General features: G+C 52.6%; 22 protein-coding genes and 1 riboswitch. All 22 genes read right to left on the reverse strand.

What is annotated here, in order from left to right; translation table 11 throughout:
• Window positions 1-33: 33 nt before the first annotated feature.
• Window positions 34-1293: a cytochrome c biogenesis protein CcsA gene (gene ccsA / locus WBG83_RS02630; RefSeq protein WP_336742411.1), complete on the reverse strand. Its 1260-nt coding sequence runs from the start codon at window positions 1291-1293 to the stop codon at window positions 34-36.
• On the reverse strand, window positions 1294-2967 hold the full coding sequence (resB, locus tag WBG83_RS02635) for a cytochrome c biogenesis protein ResB (RefSeq protein WP_336742413.1): 1674 nt from the start codon (window positions 2965-2967) through the stop codon (window positions 1294-1296).
• Between the two features lie 17 nt (window positions 2968-2984).
• Complete coding sequence (resA, locus tag WBG83_RS02640; RefSeq protein WP_336742415.1) at window positions 2985-3509, reverse strand: thiol-disulfide oxidoreductase ResA; 525 nt, start codon at window positions 3507-3509, stop codon at window positions 2985-2987.
• Between the two features lie 97 nt (window positions 3510-3606).
• Entirely contained in the window at window positions 3607-4356 is a 750-nt protein-coding gene (locus WBG83_RS02645; RefSeq protein ID WP_336742417.1) for a pseudouridine synthase, read from the reverse strand.
• 19 nt (window positions 4357-4375) lie between these two features.
• Window positions 4376-4717, reverse strand: a complete 342-nt coding sequence (locus WBG83_RS02650) for a hypothetical protein (protein ID WP_336742625.1) — start codon at window positions 4715-4717, stop codon at window positions 4376-4378.
• Window positions 4718-4799: 82 nt separating this feature from the next.
• Entirely contained in the window at window positions 4800-5333 is a 534-nt protein-coding gene (locus tag WBG83_RS02655; RefSeq protein WP_336742419.1) for a spore maturation protein, read from the reverse strand.
• A 6-nt stretch (window positions 5334-5339) separates the two neighbouring features.
• On the reverse strand, window positions 5340-5963 hold the full coding sequence (locus WBG83_RS02660; protein WP_336742421.1) for a nucleoside recognition domain-containing protein: 624 nt from the start codon (window positions 5961-5963) through the stop codon (window positions 5340-5342).
• A 23-nt stretch (window positions 5964-5986) separates the two neighbouring features.
• A complete protein-coding gene (locus WBG83_RS02665; protein WP_336742423.1) occupies window positions 5987-7342 on the reverse strand; it encodes a D-alanyl-D-alanine carboxypeptidase family protein in 1356 nt (451 codons plus the stop codon).
• 171 nt (window positions 7343-7513) lie between these two features.
• Window positions 7514-8002: a GerW family sporulation protein gene (ytfJ, locus tag WBG83_RS02670; RefSeq protein WP_336742425.1), complete on the reverse strand. Its 489-nt coding sequence runs from the start codon at window positions 8000-8002 to the stop codon at window positions 7514-7516.
• A gap of 101 nt (window positions 8003-8103) precedes the next feature.
• Complete coding sequence (locus WBG83_RS02675) at window positions 8104-9549, reverse strand: HAMP domain-containing sensor histidine kinase (protein WP_336742426.1); 1446 nt, start codon at window positions 9547-9549, stop codon at window positions 8104-8106.
• A gap of 17 nt (window positions 9550-9566) precedes the next feature.
• Window positions 9567-10277, reverse strand: coding sequence for a response regulator transcription factor (locus tag WBG83_RS02680; RefSeq protein WP_336742428.1), 711 nt, complete (start codon window positions 10275-10277; stop codon window positions 9567-9569).
• A 240-nt stretch (window positions 10278-10517) separates the two neighbouring features.
• Window positions 10518-10955 (reverse strand): C40 family peptidase, encoded by a 438-nt coding sequence (locus WBG83_RS02685; protein ID WP_336742626.1) that lies wholly within the window; start codon window positions 10953-10955, stop codon window positions 10518-10520.
• A gap of 353 nt (window positions 10956-11308) precedes the next feature.
• Window positions 11309-11560 (reverse strand): hypothetical protein, encoded by a 252-nt coding sequence (locus WBG83_RS02690; protein ID WP_336742430.1) that lies wholly within the window; start codon window positions 11558-11560, stop codon window positions 11309-11311.
• 94 nt (window positions 11561-11654) lie between these two features.
• Window positions 11655-12329 (reverse strand): DUF2953 domain-containing protein, encoded by a 675-nt coding sequence (locus WBG83_RS02695; protein ID WP_336742432.1) that lies wholly within the window; start codon window positions 12327-12329, stop codon window positions 11655-11657.
• Between the two features lie 64 nt (window positions 12330-12393).
• Window positions 12394-12573 (reverse strand): hypothetical protein, encoded by a 180-nt coding sequence (locus tag WBG83_RS02700; protein ID WP_336742434.1) that lies wholly within the window; start codon window positions 12571-12573, stop codon window positions 12394-12396.
• Between the two features lie 97 nt (window positions 12574-12670).
• A complete protein-coding gene (gene scpB, locus WBG83_RS02705; protein ID WP_336742436.1) occupies window positions 12671-13267 on the reverse strand; it encodes an SMC-Scp complex subunit ScpB in 597 nt (198 codons plus the stop codon).
• Entirely contained in the window at window positions 13236-14021 is a 786-nt protein-coding gene (locus WBG83_RS02710) for a segregation and condensation protein A (protein WP_336742438.1), read from the reverse strand. Before WBG83_RS02710 ends, scpB begins: the two co-directional genes overlap by 32 nt.
• 32 nt (window positions 14022-14053) lie before the next feature.
• On the reverse strand, window positions 14054-14524 hold the full coding sequence (ribH, locus tag WBG83_RS02715; protein ID WP_336742440.1) for a 6,7-dimethyl-8-ribityllumazine synthase: 471 nt from the start codon (window positions 14522-14524) through the stop codon (window positions 14054-14056).
• A gap of 49 nt (window positions 14525-14573) precedes the next feature.
• Window positions 14574-15785 carry a bifunctional 3,4-dihydroxy-2-butanone-4-phosphate synthase/GTP cyclohydrolase II gene (locus WBG83_RS02720; protein WP_336742442.1) on the reverse strand — a complete coding sequence of 404 codons (1212 nt, stop codon included), beginning with the start codon at window positions 15783-15785 and terminating at the stop codon, window positions 14574-14576.
• Between the two features lie 29 nt (window positions 15786-15814).
• Window positions 15815-16507 (reverse strand): riboflavin synthase, encoded by a 693-nt coding sequence (gene ribE, locus WBG83_RS02725; RefSeq protein WP_336742444.1) that lies wholly within the window; start codon window positions 16505-16507, stop codon window positions 15815-15817.
• A 6-nt stretch (window positions 16508-16513) separates the two neighbouring features.
• A complete protein-coding gene (gene ribD, locus WBG83_RS02730) occupies window positions 16514-17641 on the reverse strand; it encodes a bifunctional diaminohydroxyphosphoribosylaminopyrimidine deaminase/5-amino-6-(5-phosphoribosylamino)uracil reductase RibD (protein ID WP_336742446.1) in 1128 nt (375 codons plus the stop codon).
• A gap of 329 nt (window positions 17642-17970) precedes the next feature.
• A riboswitch (FMN riboswitch) is annotated at window positions 17971-18144 on the reverse strand.
• A 416-nt stretch (window positions 18145-18560) separates the two neighbouring features.
• Window positions 18561-18992 (reverse strand): peptidylprolyl isomerase, encoded by a 432-nt coding sequence (locus WBG83_RS02735; protein WP_336742448.1) that lies wholly within the window; start codon window positions 18990-18992, stop codon window positions 18561-18563.
• Between the last annotated feature and the right edge of the window lie 7 nt (window positions 18993-18999).

Raw genomic sequence — 18999 nt, forward strand, 5'->3', positions numbered from 1 at the left:
CTCCTTTGATCCAATATGAGTAGGTTTCCCCCGTTACACTCCAGCGTAGGAGTGCAAGCCCGCAATAATCAGATTTACCCCGACTAGTGTAAACATCACAATGATAAAACCGATGACCGACAGCCAGGACGAACGCTCGCCCTGCCATCCGCGGGACAGGCGCAGATGCAAATACGCCGTATAGAAGAGCCAAGTGATTAAAGCCCAGACCTCTTTCGGGTCCCAGCCCCAAAATCTCCCCCATGCTTCCTGTGCCCATATCATAGCAAAGATTAACGCGCCGAGCGAGAAAATCGGATAACCGATCGCAATCGCCCGATAGCTGATTTCATCCAGATCCTCCGGATCAAGTCCTTCCATCGCCGGCTGGATAGCCGCGCCGATCGGCTGACGCAGCACAAGGCGAAGCAGCCAGTATAAGAGTAAACCGGTTAACAACGACCATAAAACCGTATTCAATTTGCGGCCCGCATTGACCCCGTTCATCCAGGACGGAGCTTCAAACAAAGGCTGGCTGATACCAAGGAAAGAATCCATGGTGACGACCTGGCTGTTGTACGGCTTTACAATCGGCGGCATGAAGTAGTCCACCGTTTCCGTTTGTACAAACGGAACGCTGTCTGTACCTGTTACGATCTTCTCTTGTGTGAAATGCGCCTCGTAGCCTATGCCTTTAAAGCCAAAAGCCGAAATAACGAAGGCGACAATAAAAAACACGAATAAAATGGTAAATTCCACCCCGCGCTGCTTGCGCCGGTCTTTTACCTCCCTGGAGCCGAATTTAACCGTCCGCATCAAATGCATCATTCCAGCCGCAAACCCGACGGCAAAAAATGCCTCGCCCGTCGCCGCCGTCGTAACGTGTATTTTGAGCCAGTAGCTTTGCAGGGCCGGAATGAGCGGCGTAATGTCCTGCGGAAAGACGGATGCATAAGCGATAATGATAACGCCGACCGGCATGGAGAAAGCGCCCAGCACGGGAACCTTGTAAATCAGATACACAATGATGAACGCGATCATGATCATCATGCCGAGGAACGTCATAAATTCAAACATATTGCTGGTTGGGATATGTCCGGCCGCCACCCAGCGGGTGAAGAAAAATGTCAACTGTCCGATAAGGCCAAGCACCGCCATGCCGAAGCCGATGTTCCCCCACCGTTTGGCATGCCTCTGCGGATCAGCCGTGTTAAACCGTTTTCCGGTAATAGCCACCACGAAAAAAATAAATGAAAAGGTGTATAGAAAAAACGCAGCCAATAAGCTGTCGCTGCTCAACTCCGCCAAGCTCACTTACGTGTCCCCTCCTTTTTCCAGCTGCTTCGCATTTACGGTTTGGCCGGCTTTGCCAAGCGCCCAGGCCACCTCATGCTTTAAGCCGTACCAGTTCTTGTTCGTATGCGCGCCGACAGTTAGCCTTGTCCCGTCAAAGCGCAGCCAAATGCGCCGATGCTGCCAGTACAAGCCCATGATGACGCCAATCATAAAAATAATCGAGCCTGTCCAGATGTAGGGCAGCGCCTTCTCCGTACGGATGTTCAAATAGCTCGTATAGCTTGCAATTTCGACGTCGGTTTGCATTGAATTCACGCTAATATCGAGATTCGTGCCAAGCGACGCATTAATCTCGTCCTGACTGTACTGCTCTTTGTCTGCAGGGCGAGGGAAGTAAATAAAGTTGACGCCTTCCTTCGGAAGATCGGCTCCGGTAATCCGGAAAATGAACGCCGGCGCATTCGGTTCGTTCGTCTTTGTAATCGGCTTGCCCTGATCGTTCAACCCGAAATCCGGGAAATACGCAGCCAGGTCAAGGGTGTACGGCCCAGCCTGATAATGATCGTCCGGATGCTTCATTTTCAGCGTCAGCTGTCCATAGGCTTCGCCGGTTGTTTTATTCTTCACGTAAGGCTTCACGGTCACGAGCTGCGGCGTCTCCGCATAATCGTACTGATACACCTTCAACGCTTTATACTCCAAAGGCTTGTTGACCTGAATGCTGTGACGGTGGACTTCCTGCAGCTCAGGCTCTTGCCCCGGCATGTCACAGTTGGCTACACACTCATAAAGCACGGCCTGCGTTTCATAAATTTTTGGAACTATAGTCCCTTTCTCGCCAAACTGCGTATCCATTTCTTCTTTGGTGTAGAAATCGACCGTGAACTTCTCGTTCTTCAAATAGTAATTTGTGTCTTCAATCCGGGTAGTCTCGCCTTCAAGAAAGCTCCTGTACTGGTCCATTGACCAGCCGGGAATGCTGCGGCTCAGAACAGCGAGCAAAAAAATGATGAGCCCGATATGGTTCACATACGGCCCCCAGCGGCTGAAGCGGTTTTTCTCCACCAGCATCGCCGTTCCATCCTGATGCACGCGGTAGCCTTTTTTCCGGAAGAGCTGCCCCAGCTCCCGCACCCACTGCGCCTGCTGCTCCTCCGTCGTGCCCGGGAAGTCAGCCTGATAGCTGACCTTCTGGCGGACAATGAAGTTCAAGTGCTTGCGGATTTGCTGCTTGCTCAAAGCCCGGTAAAGCGGCAGAACCCGGTCCAGGCTGCAAATAACCAGCGAAGTGCCAATCATGACCAGCAGCAGCATGAACCACCACGAATTATAGGTATCGGACAAGCCGGTTCTGTAGTAAATCTCGCCTAGTGTTCCGTATGTATTCCGATAATACGTTGAGGGATCAATGTTCAAAAATGTACCTTCCTGCGGGTAGATGGTCCCGAGCGACGCGCCGATAAGGGTGATGATAATCAGGTATACGGCGATTTTGACCGAGGAGAAGAAATTCCAAACCTTGTCGATCCAGCTCGGATTGGCCCGCTGACTTCGCCTGGCGACACCGTCATAACGCATCTCCAGCACTTCGGTCCCGTTATCGTCGAGAAGCGGCTTGCCACAGGATTCACATAGCACAGTGCCTACATAGTTTTGATGGCCGCACTCACATTTGGTATTCTGTATTAACATCGTTGCCTTCCTGCCTTTCACTTCCCGATAAGCTTCGTCAGCGTATCCTCAATGAACGACTCCTGCATTTCACCGACGGCAATCTTCATAATCTTGCCTTCCGGTGTGACGAAGAAGCTGGTGGGATACGAGGTAACAGCATATTTGTTGCGGATGGCATACCCGGGATCATACAAAATCGGGAAGCTGAGGCCGTTTTGCTTCACGAAATTTTGAACGTTAACACTGGACTCATTCAAATTGATGCCGACCACTTCAAAGCCCTTGTCCTTCCATTTGCCGTACTGGCGCTCGATTGCGGGCATTTCCCGCACACACGGCTCACACCAAGTCCCCCAGAAATTAATAAGCAGCGCTTTTCCCTTGTAATCGCTTAACTCATGAATTTGACCATCCGTGCCTTGAAGGGAAAATGCGGGCGCTTTCCCGCCCTCACGGGGCTTATCGTTTTCTGCCCATAGACTTTGTGTAATCGTGTACCCGCCAATGACCACGACGACCAGAAGAATTGCGATTTGAATCCATCTTCTATTTTTGCCCATGCTTCATCACCTTCAAACCGTTTACTGTTAAAAACCGGACCTAGCGCCTGTTCAGACCGCTTGTCGCCATCTTCATTATAGGCGAAAAAAACGGCCGTTACTTGCCGTTTTTTTGAATATTATGTGACCGCAAAGCAAGATCGCGAAGCTCGGCAACCTCATCCGGCGTCAGAAAACGGTGCTTGCCCCGAGGCAAGCCGCCGAGCGTCAACTGTCCGAACCGGACCCGCTTCAGCCGTTCAACCGGATAATGCACCGCTTCAAACATCCGGCGTACCTGCCGGTTGCGGCCCTCATAAATCGTTATGGAAATGACAGCGCTGCTGTTGTCCGGACTCACATCATGATAATCCGCTTCAGCCGGAGCCGTCATTCCGTCTTCAAGCTTGACTCCGCTCTGAAGCTTCTCCAGGATACTGCCATGCGGCACCCCTTTAACGGTTGCATGGTACGTCCGCGGGACGTGATGCTTCGGATGCGTCAGCAGATTGGCGAATTCTCCGTCATTGGTCAGCAGCAGCAGCCCTTCGGTCTCATAATCGAGCCGGCCGACCGGATACACACGCTCGGGAATCCCTTTCATATAATCGGTTACCACTTGGCGTCCGCCGGGATCGGTCACGCTGGAAATGACGCCTTTCGGCTTATTGAACAGCACGTACACATGCTTTTCCCGGTTGATCGCTTGTCCATCTACAAGAATGACGTCCGTCTTCGGGTCAACCTTGACGCCAAGCTCCTTGACCGTCTCCCCGTTGACTTGCACCCTTCCTGCAGTAATAATTTCCTCGCACTTGCGCCGGGAGGCTACACCAGCCTGGGCAAGCACCTTTTGTAATCGTTCCATATGCAATTTTCACCTCATGCTAATGATACCGATCCTGATCGGAAATCACAAGCATAGACCATGGAAAAAAACGGCCGGGGCATGTCGAAGAATGAGGGATAACCTGCGAAGGGGAAAATTCCAATGCGGCGGCAAGCCGCTGAATGAGCTTATGGGCGAGAAACAGCTGCTCGTGCAGCGCGGGGGACAGCGCGTCCGTCGGGGCATCGAAATCGCCTTCTATACAAATATGCACATATCCGGGGTCTGTCTGCTCGGCTCCGGGAATGACAATCCCGGTTTGGGTAACAAAAAAATCAAACCCTTTCCCGTTAATGGAAGGGCAGACGGATTGATGAAGAATGACGCCTTGTACGGGCATGCCGCTCACCTCGGGTCCGCTTCCTTGCGATTTTGTACAGCGTATGCCGGGCTAACGGGAAACGTTCTTCCGGCACAACCGCTCACACGAAGACAAGGTAGCAGACCGCGATAGCGGCAATGAATCCGACCAGGTCGGAGAGCAGCCCGACTTTCAGCGCATAACTTGCTTTCCGGATGCCGATAGCGCCGAAATAGACCGTGATGACATACAGCGTCGTATCCGTGCTGCCCTGAATGGTCGATGCCATGCGGCCGATTAAGGAATCGGGCCCGAACTGCTTCATTAAATCCGTCGTGAAGGCCAATGAGCCCGCCCCGGTAATCGGGCGCAGCAGAGCCAGGGGCAGCACTTCACTGGGGATGCCCGCATATTCGCAGAGCGGCTTCAGCCAGCCGATGAACATATCGAGCGCGCCCGAAGCCCGGAATACACTGATGGCTACCATCATGCCGACCAGGCTCGGAATAATTTTGATGGCGGTCTCGAAGCCCCCTTTGGCCCCTTCCACAAACGACTCGTATACAGGCACTTTGCGGTAAGCCGCATACAGCGGAATGAACACGATAAACAGCGGAACCGCCCAGGCGGAAATGATATTAATCAATGAATACAAATCGCCTCATCCTTTCTTGACGGTGCTGGAGGCCCCGGGCGGAATCGGAATCCGCTTGCTGCGCAAACGGTACCAGCGGTCGATCAAAATGGCGGCTGTCGTTGAAATTGCTGTCGCCATAAGCGTCGTGCCTACAATTTCAACCGGATTACTAGAATTAAAATTCATCCGAATCGCGATCAGCGTTGTCGGAATAATCGTGATGCTTGCTGTATTAATAGCCAGAAGGGTGCACATGGCAGGACTCGCCGTATCCTTATTCGGATTCAGCTTCTGCAGCTCCTCCATTGCTTTGATGCCCAGCGGCGTCGCGGCATTGCCGAGCCCCAGCATGTTGGCGCTCATGTTGGACATAATGTATCCCATAGCAGGGTGATTGCGGGGCACACTCGGGAACAAATAGCGGACCGCCGGGTACAAAAGCCTTGCGAGCTTGCTCAGCAGACCGGCATCTTCGGCAATCCGCATAATGCCGAGCCAGAATACGAGCACGCTAATCAAACCGAAGCAAACCGTAACCCCTGTCTTGGCGCCCTCAAACGCGGCTTCCGTCACCGTATCAACCTCGCCCTTCCAAGCGGCGACCACAAAGCCGGATACGATAAAAAACAGCCAAATCCAGTTAACCATGCTCCAGCCTCCTTTTGCCGGGTCTAGGTTTGGTCCCGGCCGAGCGGATTGTAGATTACTGTAAAGAGCACCCGCAGCACCTGCTCCACGACTCCGGCATACCGTTCGCGCCACGTCTGTGCGCTCTGCGAGGCTTGAAAGCTGAATACGCTGCGCGGCTTCCATTGCATTCGCCAGCTTCCCGGCTCTGCCAGCGGTACCGTGCCGATTTGCACTCCGTCCAGCTCCAGCTCAAGCAGGCCGCGCTCCTCAAGCCTGTAGGCGGGACTGCCGGGCGGGGTAAGCAGAATTCGGCGGGTAATCTTCTCCTGTTCCCCGGGCAACAGCGGATAAGCAAATCCGCGCACGGCAGCCAGCTTCGGCGGTTGGCCCGGAGAAGCATGAGTATCAGCCGGCTCCAGGAGCTGCGCATATGCAGTCCGGTCAACAAGAACGGAATCCCCTTTTTGAATCATCTCGGTGCGCTGGAAGGTTTGGAAGCCATAATCAAGCAGTTGGCTGTGATCAAGCCAATCGTCAGGATCGCCAAGTGTAACGACAGCCAGCTCTCTACCGTCACGGGCGGCCGAGGAAACCAGGCATCTGCCCGCCGTTTTGGTGTAGCCTGTTTTTACCCCATTGGCTCCGTCGTACAGGGACAGCATTTTATTTTTGTTTTTCCATACGTGGTCCCACTGACCGCCCGGATTCGGAACGCGCTTTTCCTTTGTTTTCACAATATCCAGAAAGACCGGATTTTTCAGGGCATACGCTGTCAGAAGCGCCATATCCTCCGCCGTAGACAAGTGGCCGTCCTGGTCGAGACCGTGCGGATTTTGAAATTCACTGTTTTTCATTCCTATGAACTGTGCCTTCTGATTCATAAGCACTGCAAAGCCTTCAACAGAGCCACCCACATGCTCTGCAATCGCCGTCGCCGCGTCATTGCCGGAACGAAGCATGAGCCCGAACAGCAGATTCTGGAGGCTCATCTCCTCATCCACCTTCAAATAAATCGAGGAGCCTTCCTTTCCGGCGGCATTCCGGCTGACCTTGACCATATCAGACAGCTTGCCCTGCTCAATGGCGACGATAGCTGTCATAATCTTGGTCAGACTGGCAATCCGCATCGGCTGCTTACTGTTCTTCGCGTACAGAATCCGGCCCGATTCCACATCGATTAGTGCCGCAGACTGAGCGCTAATCCGGGGCGGCGTTCCGGGTCCAGCCTCAGGCGGCTCCTTCTGCTTCGCCTTGGCCGAAGGCTTCTCCGCTGCCGCAGGCGCGGAATTCGGCTCACTGCCCGGGGCTGCAGCGCCGGCAGCAGGAGAAAGCACCGACGTAAAGGCAAGAAGCACAGCTAGCATGATGAATACAAACGGTGATACGCACTTGTTCATATGGTCCCCCATCCTTGTCCGTGATGGCTCATGTCACTATGTATATGCTAAAATGGAGCGCGTATGAGCCCTTGTCCGAAATGACCCTGCAAAAAATCATCAAATGAAACAGAATTGCAAGACAGCAAAAAAATGGCTGCCGGAGGGCAGCCATTTTTGCTACGATGGCCATTACATCGTAATTGTTGCTTCATCGGCATGAATGGTGGTGGTCGCCGTTTTCGTCCCCGCTAATTCTCCGCCGCTTTTACTCCGGAACATGGCTTGAATTCTGTCCGCCATGTATGGCGCAGAGTCGATGATACGTTCAAGGAGATGCGTTTGATTGTCCAGCGGCACCACTTTGACCCCTTGCTTGCCTACGACCAAAAAGGCAATTGGCGTAATGGAAACCCCGCCCCCGCTGCCGCCACCGAAGGGTAACGCCACCTTGGCATTAAGGCCCGTGTCCAAATGGTGTGAACGATGGGAATCCGCTTCCTGATCTGTTGAAAAATCACTGCCGCCCGCGGCAAAGCCGAAGGAAACCTTGGAAATCGGCATAATCACACTGCCATCCGGGGTTTCAACCGCGTCTCCCACAATGGTGTTTACATCAACCATGGCTTTAATATTTTCCATGGATGTTTTCATTAGCCCTTGAATCGGATGCTCGGTCATAAGCTGTTCCTCCCTTAGAAGCGTACTGAAACGCCAATGTAGTTCACTATTTAGATTGTCCTAAGCCGGGAGGGAGTATGTGCGTTTTGCAGACCGCGTTTTTATTCCTGCCCGGCCCGCTTTGCCTCCTCCCGGGCCATACGGAATACGAAGGCTACCGTGGTCCCCTTGTTTTCTGCGCTCATCATATAAATGCTGCCCTCGTAGCGCTGAACCAGCTGCTTCGCTATGGATAATCCCAGCCCGCTGCCGCCGCGCTCCCGGCTTCTTGCTTTATCAACCCGATAGAAGCGGTCAAATACATAAGGAAGATCTTCTTCAGGAATGCCGATGCCGGTATCCTTGACCTCCACTTGAACCTTATTTTCATCCTCCAGCACCCGCCCGTTTACAAAAACAACCTTGTCCTGAGCAGAATATTTCACCGCATTGTCCAGTAAAATCAGCAATATCTGCTTCAAATGATTGGCAGCAATGCAAACCTCGACATCGGTCAAAGCATCCAAATCCAGCTTAAATTCAAACTTATGATGCAAAAATGCGAATTGTTCGACCGTCTGCTCCACAATCGGGCGCAGCAGCTCCGGCTTCATATTCTGCGGATCATGCTCGGATTCCGCGCGAGTCAGCTGCAGCAGCTCATCCACAATCGTTTTAAGCCGGTGAATTTCATGAAGAGAAGCCGTTAATGACTGCTCCAATATAGCCGGGTCCCGCTTGCCCCAGCGATGAAGCAAAGATAAGTGGCCCTGAATGATGGATAGCGGGGTCCTCAGCTCATGGGATGCGTTCTCCACAAACTGCTTTTGGCTTACAAAAGAAGCCTCAAGCTGTGTCATCATGTCATTAAATAAATTCGCCAGATGCGAGAGTTCATCCCGCTCGCCCGCAACTGCGACCCGCTCATGCAGCCCTTTTTGTTTGACGTTCTTAATCGTTTCCGCCAGCGCCTGAAGCGGCTTCAGCAGCTGATTTGTAATTACGAAGCCCCCCGCCAGGCTGAGCACGATAGCTACCATTCCCCCGGCCGTCATCATCAAGACAATAATTCCATTCAGCTCATCGAACGCTTCAAGACTATGAACGATTTCGAGCGTCCCCTGATAATGGGATGTTATTAACGGACTCCGGGCAACCATAATATGCTCGTCCTCATACCAGGTGCTGTAAAGCTGCATTCCGCTGCTTACCTCCGGGTGAATACAGTTCTCCGGCAAATCGTTGGATACGGTAAGAATCGGGTTACCCTGAGAATCCAAAATTCGGATAAGCTGTGATTTCTGAATAAATTGGGCCAAAAAATTATGGCTGCGCCGAATTCCGGCCTCATCCAGCTCCTCGTTTTTATCTTGAAAGTATTGCAGCAGCTCTACAACATCCTTGCGCATTCCGGTCTCTTCCTGCTTCATGATCCATTGATGGATCACCATATACTGAATGAAGGTGCAGATTGTATACAGCACGATGAGCATAAGAGCCGACCAAAGCACCAGTCTCCATTTAATGCGGAGCTTGGGAAGCAGCCCGAATCCAAATCTGTACCCCACCCGTTCACAACCCCATTTCAGGTGCTTTCTTTAATGCTGTAGCCGACCCCCCGGTACGTATGAATCAGCGGAACCTTGAACGGGTAGTCTATTTTTTTGCGCAAATACCGGATGTACACATCCACAACGTTCGTATCTCCTACAAAATCGAATCCCCATACTTGATTGATGATCGTTTCCCGGCTCAGCACTTCATTGCGATGCTCCATGAGATGAACCAGCAAATCGAATTCCTTGGGCGTCAAATCAATGAGCTTGCCGCCGCGCAAAACCTGGCGCGACAGCAAATCTACACGCAAATCCGCAACGTTCAGCACCGTAGGCCCCGGTTCTTCCTGTACCGGAATCCCGCTATTGCGCTGCTTGGCCCGCAGGCAGACGCGAATCCGGGCAAGCACCTCTTCGATCTCAAACGGCTTCGTAATATAGTCATTGGCCCCGGAATCGAGGCCGCTCACCTTGTCCGGGGTAGCATCACGCGCTGTAAGAAGAATCACCGGGATGAAGCGGTTGGCCTGTCTGATTCTTCTCAGTACCTCCAGTCCGTTGAGCTCCGGCAGCATAATATCCAGAAGCACCAAATCCCAGCGGCCGGACAAGAACAGGTCCAAGCCCTCACGGCCGGTGCTGGCCACCTGAGCTTCATACCCTTCGTGTGTGAGCTCCAGCTGCAATATTTTTGCAATTTGATCCTCATCTTCAATAACCAGTATGCTTGCCTTCTTCACCGGGCTGCCCTCCAAATGTGTCGTGCTTATAGAATCAGCCTCGCGACTCGAAACTATGCGATAACGGCAAGCAGATGGAGGGACCCTTCATTTCTTCCGATGCTCCGAACCAGGCAGGCTTAAAGCGCCCGGCCGGTCTCAGCCTCTACCGTTTCAAGCCCCGCTTCCATGCACAAAAGCCCCGGTTTCCCGGGACTTGATTTTGTTCATCGTGATTTTATTTTATTGTTTCTGAGTCTGCTACAGCACGCGGCGCGCTGTCGTATAGTGCTTGCTCCAGAACGAAGAATTGATGTTCGAAATCGTAACTCCCGGGCTCCCGTAAGTGTTCAGCATTTTGCCGTTGCCGATATAAATGCCTACATGATGAATCGGGGAGTAGAAGAACACCAGATCTCCCGGTTTCAGATTGCTTCGGGACACGTATTTGCCCACTTTGGACTGGGCCTTGGATGAACGCGGCAGGTTAATGCCATACTGCTTGTACACATATTGTGTAAAAGACGAGCAATCAAACGAAGAAGTGCTGCCTGTCTTTGCTCCAAATTGATAACGAACCCCCAAAAATCTTTTGCCGTAGCTAATGATATTGCTGGCTTTGGACATTGTGGAAACCGAAGTGGCTTCAGCAACATCAAAATCAACGGAACCGCTTTCTTCCGCAGCTAACGCAGCCAATTCAGCCTCTTCTTCTGCTGTATAGGCAACAGGGCCCCGATCGTAATCGTCTTGTACCGAGTAGGACGGTGCTTCCGTTGCAGCTTGGGCTGTGGAAGCTGTCCATCCTAATGTTGCGGGTACCAGCAATGATGCGCTCAGGACCGTTCCTGCGATTGTTTTAACGAAGCGGTGTTTTCTCGTGATGTACATGAGTTCCTCCTTCTAGCTCATCAAAATCTAGGTGTTAATCACCTAAATCCACTATATCACAGGACAATATACCATGATTTGCTAGAAACCGGGGAACCTTAAGCCTGACAAGGCTTTGCCTGTTTTGATTAAAATTTCCTAAGATTTCTCTCAGGGAAATTTCATTGACTTTCGTATAATGTTCCGTTATAAGGATCGCTTGCCATGGCATTCCTTCGAATGTAAATTTTTCTCTGCTTATTCGGGTCCAAGCCGGATCTGTTTTTCATAAGAAAAACATAGAAAAACCAGCCGGCGCCTACCTGCTGCGCACGCTGGTTCGAGGTATTTTTCAATCGTACTGCTGTTATTCCTTGTAAAAAATCACCCGCTGGATTGGCCACAGCCTCTAGTCCGATTTCTACGCTCTCCATCTTATTTTTTATCCTAAAATGAGGGATCGCCTTCGTTTCCCGATTAAAATCCAGCCTATACACGGCGGCCGGACCAGGCCGGCCATCCTGCCGGTTACCGCGCGTTGAGATCCGCTGCCGGATGACGGTGTCTTTTACGAAAACGAAGCCAAAACAAAAACGAAGCAAGCACCAAGTACCCGAAGCGCATAGTCAAGGCAACATCGCCTTCCGTGGAAAAATGCAGACGGTTATAGTCCGGCTGAACATCCAGCTTGGGAATCGTTGAAAGCCGGATGTACCGGGACAAAAAGCCCAGCAGAGAGCTTTTCATTGCCCATACCGCTCCTGTGCTTATGGCTGTGCCCACTGTGTCCCCAAGGCCAATCCGGGTCGACCAGGAGCACGATGTGCAGTGAATATGCTTCAGTGTGCGTGTAAACCACTCCGAAAAGCCCACAAATTGCTTCAGAAAAAGCTGTGCCTTGTCGTAGTAGTCCTTTATTTTTTCCAAGGTCACCTGCTCATGCCTTTCGGAGCCTTGGCTGAGCGCGAATGCCTGGTTCGCCTTTTTGCGTTCCACTAAAATCCCTTGTGACCAGCCCTCAAAACGAATGACGGGAATTTCTGTTTTGTATCGGATGAGTCCCATCAATGCCTTCACCTGAACCACCACATGGTCATTGGTTTGCCGGCGCCGATAATATATGCGGGACTCCACATTGCTCTCCAGCACAATCCACAGCAGTAGTGCTACTCCGCCTGCAATGACCCACCAAACATACATCATACTCCCTCCCCCCGTCTGCGCCGAAGCTAATCAGGCAAGCGGTTGACGCCGGCTTGCTGGTACACTATCCGGCGATGCCCCGCAGCCGGTTCCTCTCATCGGCAGCAGGACCGATTTGGCCGCCAAGCGCTGCCTGCTCCGAGGGCACTTCGATGGCTATGTATTCTATCCGGCAGCCCGCCCGCTGCTTCGAAACGGGTTCAGACCCGGTATCAGGCCGAAAACCCGAGTAACGCCTGACCATGGAGGCAGCCTTTCTTCCCGCAAAGCAGCAAAAAACTCCAAAGCCGGCTGTGCGCCTGTCAATGGAGTTTAGTATGCCCAAACTTGTTTGTTTTTTGCTATACATCTTCAATCGACAGCTGTTTGGCATCCAGCTTCTCGAATAGCAGACGTGTTTCTTCTTCCAAATCGTCCAGAGATTCAAAGCCTTGCGCCGCCGGCAGACTCTCCAGACCCGATAAGCCGAAATAATCCAGGAACGCCTTGGTCGTGCCGTACAAAATAGGACGGCCGACCGCTTCCGCCCGTCCTTTTTCCTCGATTAAATCCTTGGCGGTAAGCGTCTGAAGCGCCCGCTCCGACTTGACGCCCCGGATTTCTTCAATATCAATTCTGGTAATCGGCTGCTTGTAGGCAATAATAGCCAGGGTCTCCAACGCAGCCTGCGACAAAGAGGACCTGCCGGGAGAAAATGCAAGCCGTTCAAAAAACGGTGCATGCTCCGGCAGTGTGGCAAGCTGATAAGTACCGGCGATCTCGACAATTTGAAGGCCGCGTGCTGAATTTGCATACTCCTGCTGTAAGTCGCGGACAAGCTCTGTTACCAGCAGCGGTTCCTGCTGAACGACCTCGGCCATTTGCCGGGCGTCCAGCCCTTCGTCACCGGCAACAAACAGTAAGCCCTCAATGACGGATTTCAGTTCCCGGTATTCCATGGTGTTCCCGATCCTCTCTAGCCGTAATGACAATATCCCCAAACAACTCATGCTGATAGCAGCTGATTTCTTTCACCTTCATCAGCTCCAGCAAGGCCATAAACGTAACGACAATGTCGTCACGGGTCGTGTTCTCATCGAACAGCTTCAGAAAAAGCAGTGTGCCGCCCTTCTCATCCAGCAGATCCACCAGCTGTCGCATCCGGTCCCTGACTGAGATTTCGTCGCGTTGAATACGCGCGACTGAATTGCGGCTCTGGGCGCGCTTCATCGCTTTTTGAAAAGCTATCACCAAATCGGCAAGCCGAAGCCCGCGTACCGGGTTGTCCTCCAGTTCAGGGATGAACGCTGACAAATCCTCCGGTTCGCGGGTGTAAATGAGGCTGCGCTCCACTTCTTTCTCCCGCAGCTCTTCGGCAATGCTTTTAAATTTGCGGTATTCGATCAGCTTCTGAACCAGCTCGGCCCTCGGGTCGAGGTCCTCATCCTCGTAGTCGCCCATATCCAGCTCAATAATCGGCGGCTTGGGCAAGAGCATCTTGCTCTTGATGGACAGCAATGTCGCCGCCATAACCAGAAATTCGCTCGTAATCTCCAGCTCCAGCTCCTGCATCGTCCCCAAATACTCCATATATTGATCCGTTATGGTGCTGACCGGAATATCGTAAATATCCACTTCGTTCTTCTCAATTAAATGAAGCAGCAAATCCAGGGGGCCCTCAAACGTATCCAGTTTATATAATACCTTGGTCAAGCCTGGCGCCCTCCTGTTCTTAATTTATTTGGCTACAGCTGTTTGCTCAGGTTCACCATTTCAATAGCGGTTACGGCAGCTTCCCAGCCTTTGTTCCCCGCTTTCGTGCCGGCACGCTCTACGGCCTGCTCGATGGAATCTACGGTCAATACGCCAAAGATCGTCGGCACGCCGGTTTTCAGTCCAATCGCCGCAACACCTTTGGCCGCTTCGTTGCACACATAGTCAAAATGCGGGGTCGATCCGCGGATAACCGCTCCAAGTGTGATCACCGCATCATATTTGCCGCTCTCCGCCATTTTTTGAGCGATGAACGGAATTTCAAATGCACCCGGAACCCAAGCAACCGCAATCTCTTCTTCCTGCACACCATGGCGCTTCAAGGCGTCCAATGCGCCTCCGAGCAGCTTCGTGGAAATAAATTCATTAAACCGACCAACAACGATGCCGTATCTGAGATTGTTCGAAATTAAATGGCCTTCAAATATAGTGATGTTCGACATAGGATAGCTACCTTCCTTCTTTTTATTAAAATTTAGTTGAAAAAGCGCCTTACTCCAGGTTCAGCATATGGCCGAGCTTCAGCTTCTTGGCGCGTAAATAATTCGAATTGCCGTCTTTAAGCTCCATTTGCAGCGGCACCCGCTCGGTCACCTTCAGCCCGTAGCCGTCCAGAGCAACGATTTTGCGCGGGTTGTTGGTAAGCAGCCGGATTTGGCGTACACCCACATCCCTCAAAATTTGGGCCCCGATGCCATAATCGCGCAAATCGGGAGCAAAGCCAAGCTTCAGGTTGGCGTCAACCGTGTCCAGCCCCTGGTCCTGCAGCACGTACGCTTTGAGCTTGTTAATCAGGCCGATGCCCCGGCCTTCCTGACGCAAATAAACGAGCACGCCGCTGCCTGCCTCATTAATCTGCTGAAGTGCAGCAGCCAGCTGCTGTCCGCAGTCGCAGCGTTCGGAATGAAACACGTCCCCGGTCAGGCATTCCGAGTGCATCCGCACGAGTGCCGGCGTGTCCGGGTCGATGGTTCCTTTTACAAGCGCCACGTGCTCCTTCTGATCGACCTCATTGCTATATGCAATGACCTGGAACGTCCCGAAGTCGGTCGGAAGCGAAGCTTCAACCTCCCGCTTCACCAGCATTTCTTTCTCATTCCGGTAACGGATTAGCTCTTGAATCGTAATCAGCTTCAGGCTATGCTTACCGGCGATTTCGGCAAGGTCCGGCACGCGTGCCATCGTCCCGTCTTCCTTGATCACCTCGCAGATGACAGCAGCCGGGTACGAGCCGCACATTCTCGCAAGATCTACGGCCGCTTCCGTATGGCCCGCCCTGCGAAGAACGCCGCCTTTTTTGGCAATCAGCGGAAAAATATGCCCCGGACGCCGGAAATCCTCAGGCTTCGTCTCCCCATGAATCAGGGCGTACACGGTTTGGGAGCGCTCATGGGCGGATATGCCTGTAGTTGTGGCGTTGTAGTCTACGGAGACGGTAAACGCTGTTCCGTGATAATCCGTGTTATGGGCGACCATGGGCGGCAAATCCAGCTCATGTGCCCGCTCCTCCGTAATCGGCACGCAGACGAGACCGCGGCCTTCCTTAATCATGAAGTTAATGGCCTCCGGGGTAGCCTGATCCGCCAGAACGATAAAGTCGCCTTCATTCTCCCGATCCTCATCGTCTACCACGATGATGACCTTGCCCTGCTTCAAATCCTCCAGAGCCGCCTCGATGCTGTCGAATCGAATAGATGCTTCCATATGGTTCTCCTCCTTTTCACTGCACACCGTCACATAAAACCATTATCCGCCAGAAACTGGGCGCTCAGTCCTCCGTTCGGACGGCCTGCGCCCTTTTCCTGCTCCATATGCTCGACGAGCGGGCCTCCTGCGCCGAAAGCAAGCAGCCGCTCGACATATTTACCGAGTACATCACATTCTATATTGACCGAATCCCCCGCTTCACGTTGCAGAAGCACCGTCTCCACCAGCGTATGGGGAATCACCGAAACGGTAAAATGCTGCGTTCCCGCCTCCACCACGGTCAGGCTGATTCCGTCAAGCGTTATCGAGCCGCGGGGGACAACATATTTCATCACCTGGCGGTCCTCCGGTTCAATCCGGAACACAACCGCATTCTCTTCGCGGCTTCGGTTCAGAATGCGTCCAACGGTATCCACGTGGCCCTGCACATGATGACCGCCGAAGCGCCGGCCCATCGTCATGGCCCGCTCCAGGTTTACCCGGCTCCCGGGGGACAGCTCCCGCAGTGTCGTTTGCCGGAATGTCTCCGGCATGACATCCACGGAGAATTGCTGGCGGTCAAATTCAATGACCGTCAGGCAAACCCCATTGACTGCAATACTGTCCCCCAGTTGAACATCCTCAAGTATTTTGCGTGCCTCCAGCGTCAGAATCAACGACTGGCCTCGACGGTGCACCCGCCGCAGCGTACCGATTTCTTCAATTAGTCCGGTAAACATGCGCCCTCACTCCTCTTCGCTTTCGCTTGCTTCAGCCTCCGGCTCAGGGTAACGGGGATAACCGCTAATGCACACATCATCGCCGAACCGGGCTACGTCAACGCGGTCAAGCTCCAAAGCGTCAGCCATCAGCTCCGCCCCGCCCAAAGTGAAGTTGGAGGGAGCCTGCAGCCCGCCGATAATTTTCGGGGCATAAAACAACAGGATTTTGTCAATGAGCCGTGCCTCGAGCATCGCCCCGTTCAGACGTCCCCCGCCCTCCAGGAGTATCGATCCGATTTCCCTCTCGCCCAGCAGCTTCATGGCCAGCTTCAGATCAACCTGAGGCCCATCCCCGCACTTCAGCACTTCCACACCATGCGCGTTGAGCCTCATAATCTGCTCAATGGACGCCTGCTTCGTCGTAAGAAGCAGCGTCTTGGCCGTCGTATCCTGAACGACCCTGGAGTCCAGCGGCAGGCGCAGCCTGGAATCGACAATGACGCGCAGCGGATGCTGGCCCTCAGCCGGTGTTCTCGTAGTCAATTGCGGGTCATCCGCCAATATCGTATCGACTCCGACCATAATCGCTTGATGCTGATGGCGCAGCGTATGTACGTAGGCGCGGGAGGCTTCACCGGTAATCCATTTGCTGTCCCCTGTCCGGGACGCAATCTTGCCATCAAGCGTGCAGGCCGTTTTGAGTGTTACAAACGGCATGTTATTTTGAATAAATTTGAAGAACCGTTCGTTGAGGCGCAGCGCCTCCTGCTCCAGCACCCCAACCTTCACTTCAATTCCGTTGCTGCGTAAACGGGCAATTCCCTTTCCGGCTACCTGCGGATTAGGATCGGTGCAAGCCACAACCACCCGGGCGACCTTCTCCACAATCAAACGGTCACTGCACGGCGGCGTACGCCCATGATGGCTGCATGGCTCCAGAGTGACATAAGCTGTGCTGCCCTGCGCCTCTTGCCCCGCCATTTGCAGGGCGTTAATTTCCGCATGATGGGACCCGCGCTGCAAATGCGCGCCCATGCCGATAATTTTGCCGTTCTTGACAAGCACGCAGCCTACTACCGGATTAATCCCGGTTTGGCCGGTGCACGCTTCCGCCATTTGCAGCGCCAGCCGCATATAAAATTCATCGTTCAAAACTTCCGGATGAATAGCCCTTCCCCTCCTCCTACAGTTATCCTGCAGATCCCGCACGACTGATATCAGGTATCTTCCTATGGCTTCTTCAGACAGCTTCTTCCCAAACCTAAAAAAGCCCGCTTTGCATCGCAAAGGGGCGTGGGATATGCGCAAAATAAGTCGCTGTATTCACAAGATGGCTGAAGCTAACAACCGGTTGAGGCTGCTCTTCAGCCGTCCATAAATAGACGGTCCTTCCGCCTTGTAATTCAAATAAAAACACACCAAACAAGCTTCGCCTGTCCGGGAGCTCCCATTTTCTTGCAAAGGCAGTCCGTTCGCGACCCGCGTCCCTTCTCCCATCCAGACTATACTGTCGGTCCCGGATTCGCACCAGGTCGGCCTCACGGCATGCGCCTTCATTACGAAAGCTCATGCTGTTCGGTTCACGGACTCATTCCTCCCCTATCCGGGAGAAAAACACCGCCGGTCGGGAATTACACCCGGCCCCGAAGTTACGCAAAACAAATATGAAGTTTCTAGTTCTGGTTACATGCATAATAACACCAATAAAAAAATAAAGCAAGACAGCTTCACCGCATGAATCAACAAAAACCGTCATTTTAAACCTTTCACGTCAAGGTTGCTTACACCAAAAATTCCGACATGATACGATCGATGTCAAAAGGACCGGTCCAGCTGCTTCTGGGCAGGGAATTTCCGCACGCCCAGTCGATAAACGTTTATACTCCCGTGTATATCTCCTGTTATATAAATGCTAATGTCCCCCGCCCCCTATACAAGCTAATACCTACCAGCATAGTCAAGACCGGAAAATATTTCAATTGTTTCTTAAAGACTAGGCTTTAGGGAACACAAAAAAGCAGCCCGCATGAAATGCAGACTGCTCTTTTTGTTATAAAACCGTGTTGGGTAATTAAACCTCCACGACTTCAACCTTCTCCATACGGTCACGGCCTTGGAAGGCATCCACATGCTCCATACCTTTGGACACTTTGCCAAAAACGGTATGAACGCCGTCCAGATGCGGCTGCGGCTGGTAAGCGATGTAGAACTGGCTGCCGCCAGTGTTGCGGCCGGCATGCGCCATGGCCAGCGACCCGCGCTCATGCTTGTTCGGGTTGATTTCGCAGTTGATTTGGTAGCCTGGACCGCCCATGCCAGTACCGTTCGGGCAGCCGCCTTGCGCTACGAAGCCCGGAATGACGCGATGGAATACGAGTCCATTATAGAAACCGCTGTTAGCCAGCTTTTCAAAGTTTGCCACTGTGTTAGGAGCATCTTGATCAAACAGATCGATAACAACCTCTCCACCGTTAGCCAATGTAATTTTTGCTTGTTTTGCCACGATAATC

This window comes from Paenibacillus sp. y28, from assembly GCF_037137075.1.
In the GTDB taxonomy this organism is placed as follows: Bacteria; Bacillota; Bacilli; order Paenibacillales; family NBRC-103111; genus JBBBNV01.

Excerpts from the sequence above, each read along its gene's own strand:
- WBG83_RS02645 (WP_336742417.1), bottom strand. The coding sequence starts at position 4,356 with ATGGAACGATTACAAAAGGTGCTTGCCCAGGCTGGTGTAGCCTCCCGG.
- WBG83_RS02665 (WP_336742423.1), bottom strand. The coding sequence starts at position 7,342 with ATGAACAAGTGCGTATCACCGTTTGTATTCATCATGCTAGCTGTGCTT.
- ribE (WP_336742444.1), bottom strand. The coding sequence starts at position 16,507 with ATGTTTACCGGACTAATTGAAGAAATCGGTACGCTGCGGCGGGTGCAC.
- WBG83_RS02690 (WP_336742430.1), bottom strand. The coding sequence starts at position 11,560 with ATGGAGAGCGTAGAAATCGGACTAGAGGCTGTGGCCAATCCAGCGGGT.
- ytfJ (WP_336742425.1), bottom strand. The coding sequence starts at position 8,002 with ATGACCGAGCATCCGATTCAAGGGCTAATGAAAACATCCATGGAAAAT.
- WBG83_RS02650 (WP_336742625.1), bottom strand. The coding sequence starts at position 4,717 with ATGCCCGTACAAGGCGTCATTCTTCATCAATCCGTCTGCCCTTCCATT.
- WBG83_RS02695 (WP_336742432.1), bottom strand. The coding sequence starts at position 12,329 with ATGATGTATGTTTGGTGGGTCATTGCAGGCGGAGTAGCACTACTGCTG.
- resB (WP_336742413.1), bottom strand. The coding sequence starts at position 2,967 with ATGTTAATACAGAATACCAAATGTGAGTGCGGCCATCAAAACTATGTA.
- WBG83_RS02700 (WP_336742434.1), bottom strand. The coding sequence starts at position 12,573 with ATGGTCAGGCGTTACTCGGGTTTTCGGCCTGATACCGGGTCTGAACCC.
- WBG83_RS02720 (WP_336742442.1), bottom strand. The coding sequence starts at position 15,785 with ATGGAAGCATCTATTCGATTCGACAGCATCGAGGCGGCTCTGGAGGAT.
- WBG83_RS02660 (WP_336742421.1), bottom strand. The coding sequence starts at position 5,963 with ATGGTTAACTGGATTTGGCTGTTTTTTATCGTATCCGGCTTTGTGGTC.
- resA (WP_336742415.1), bottom strand. The coding sequence starts at position 3,509 with ATGGGCAAAAATAGAAGATGGATTCAAATCGCAATTCTTCTGGTCGTC.
- scpB (WP_336742436.1), bottom strand. The coding sequence starts at position 13,267 with ATGGAATACCGGGAACTGAAATCCGTCATTGAGGGCTTACTGTTTGTT.
- ribH (WP_336742440.1), bottom strand. The coding sequence starts at position 14,524 with ATGTCGAACATCACTATATTTGAAGGCCATTTAATTTCGAACAATCTC.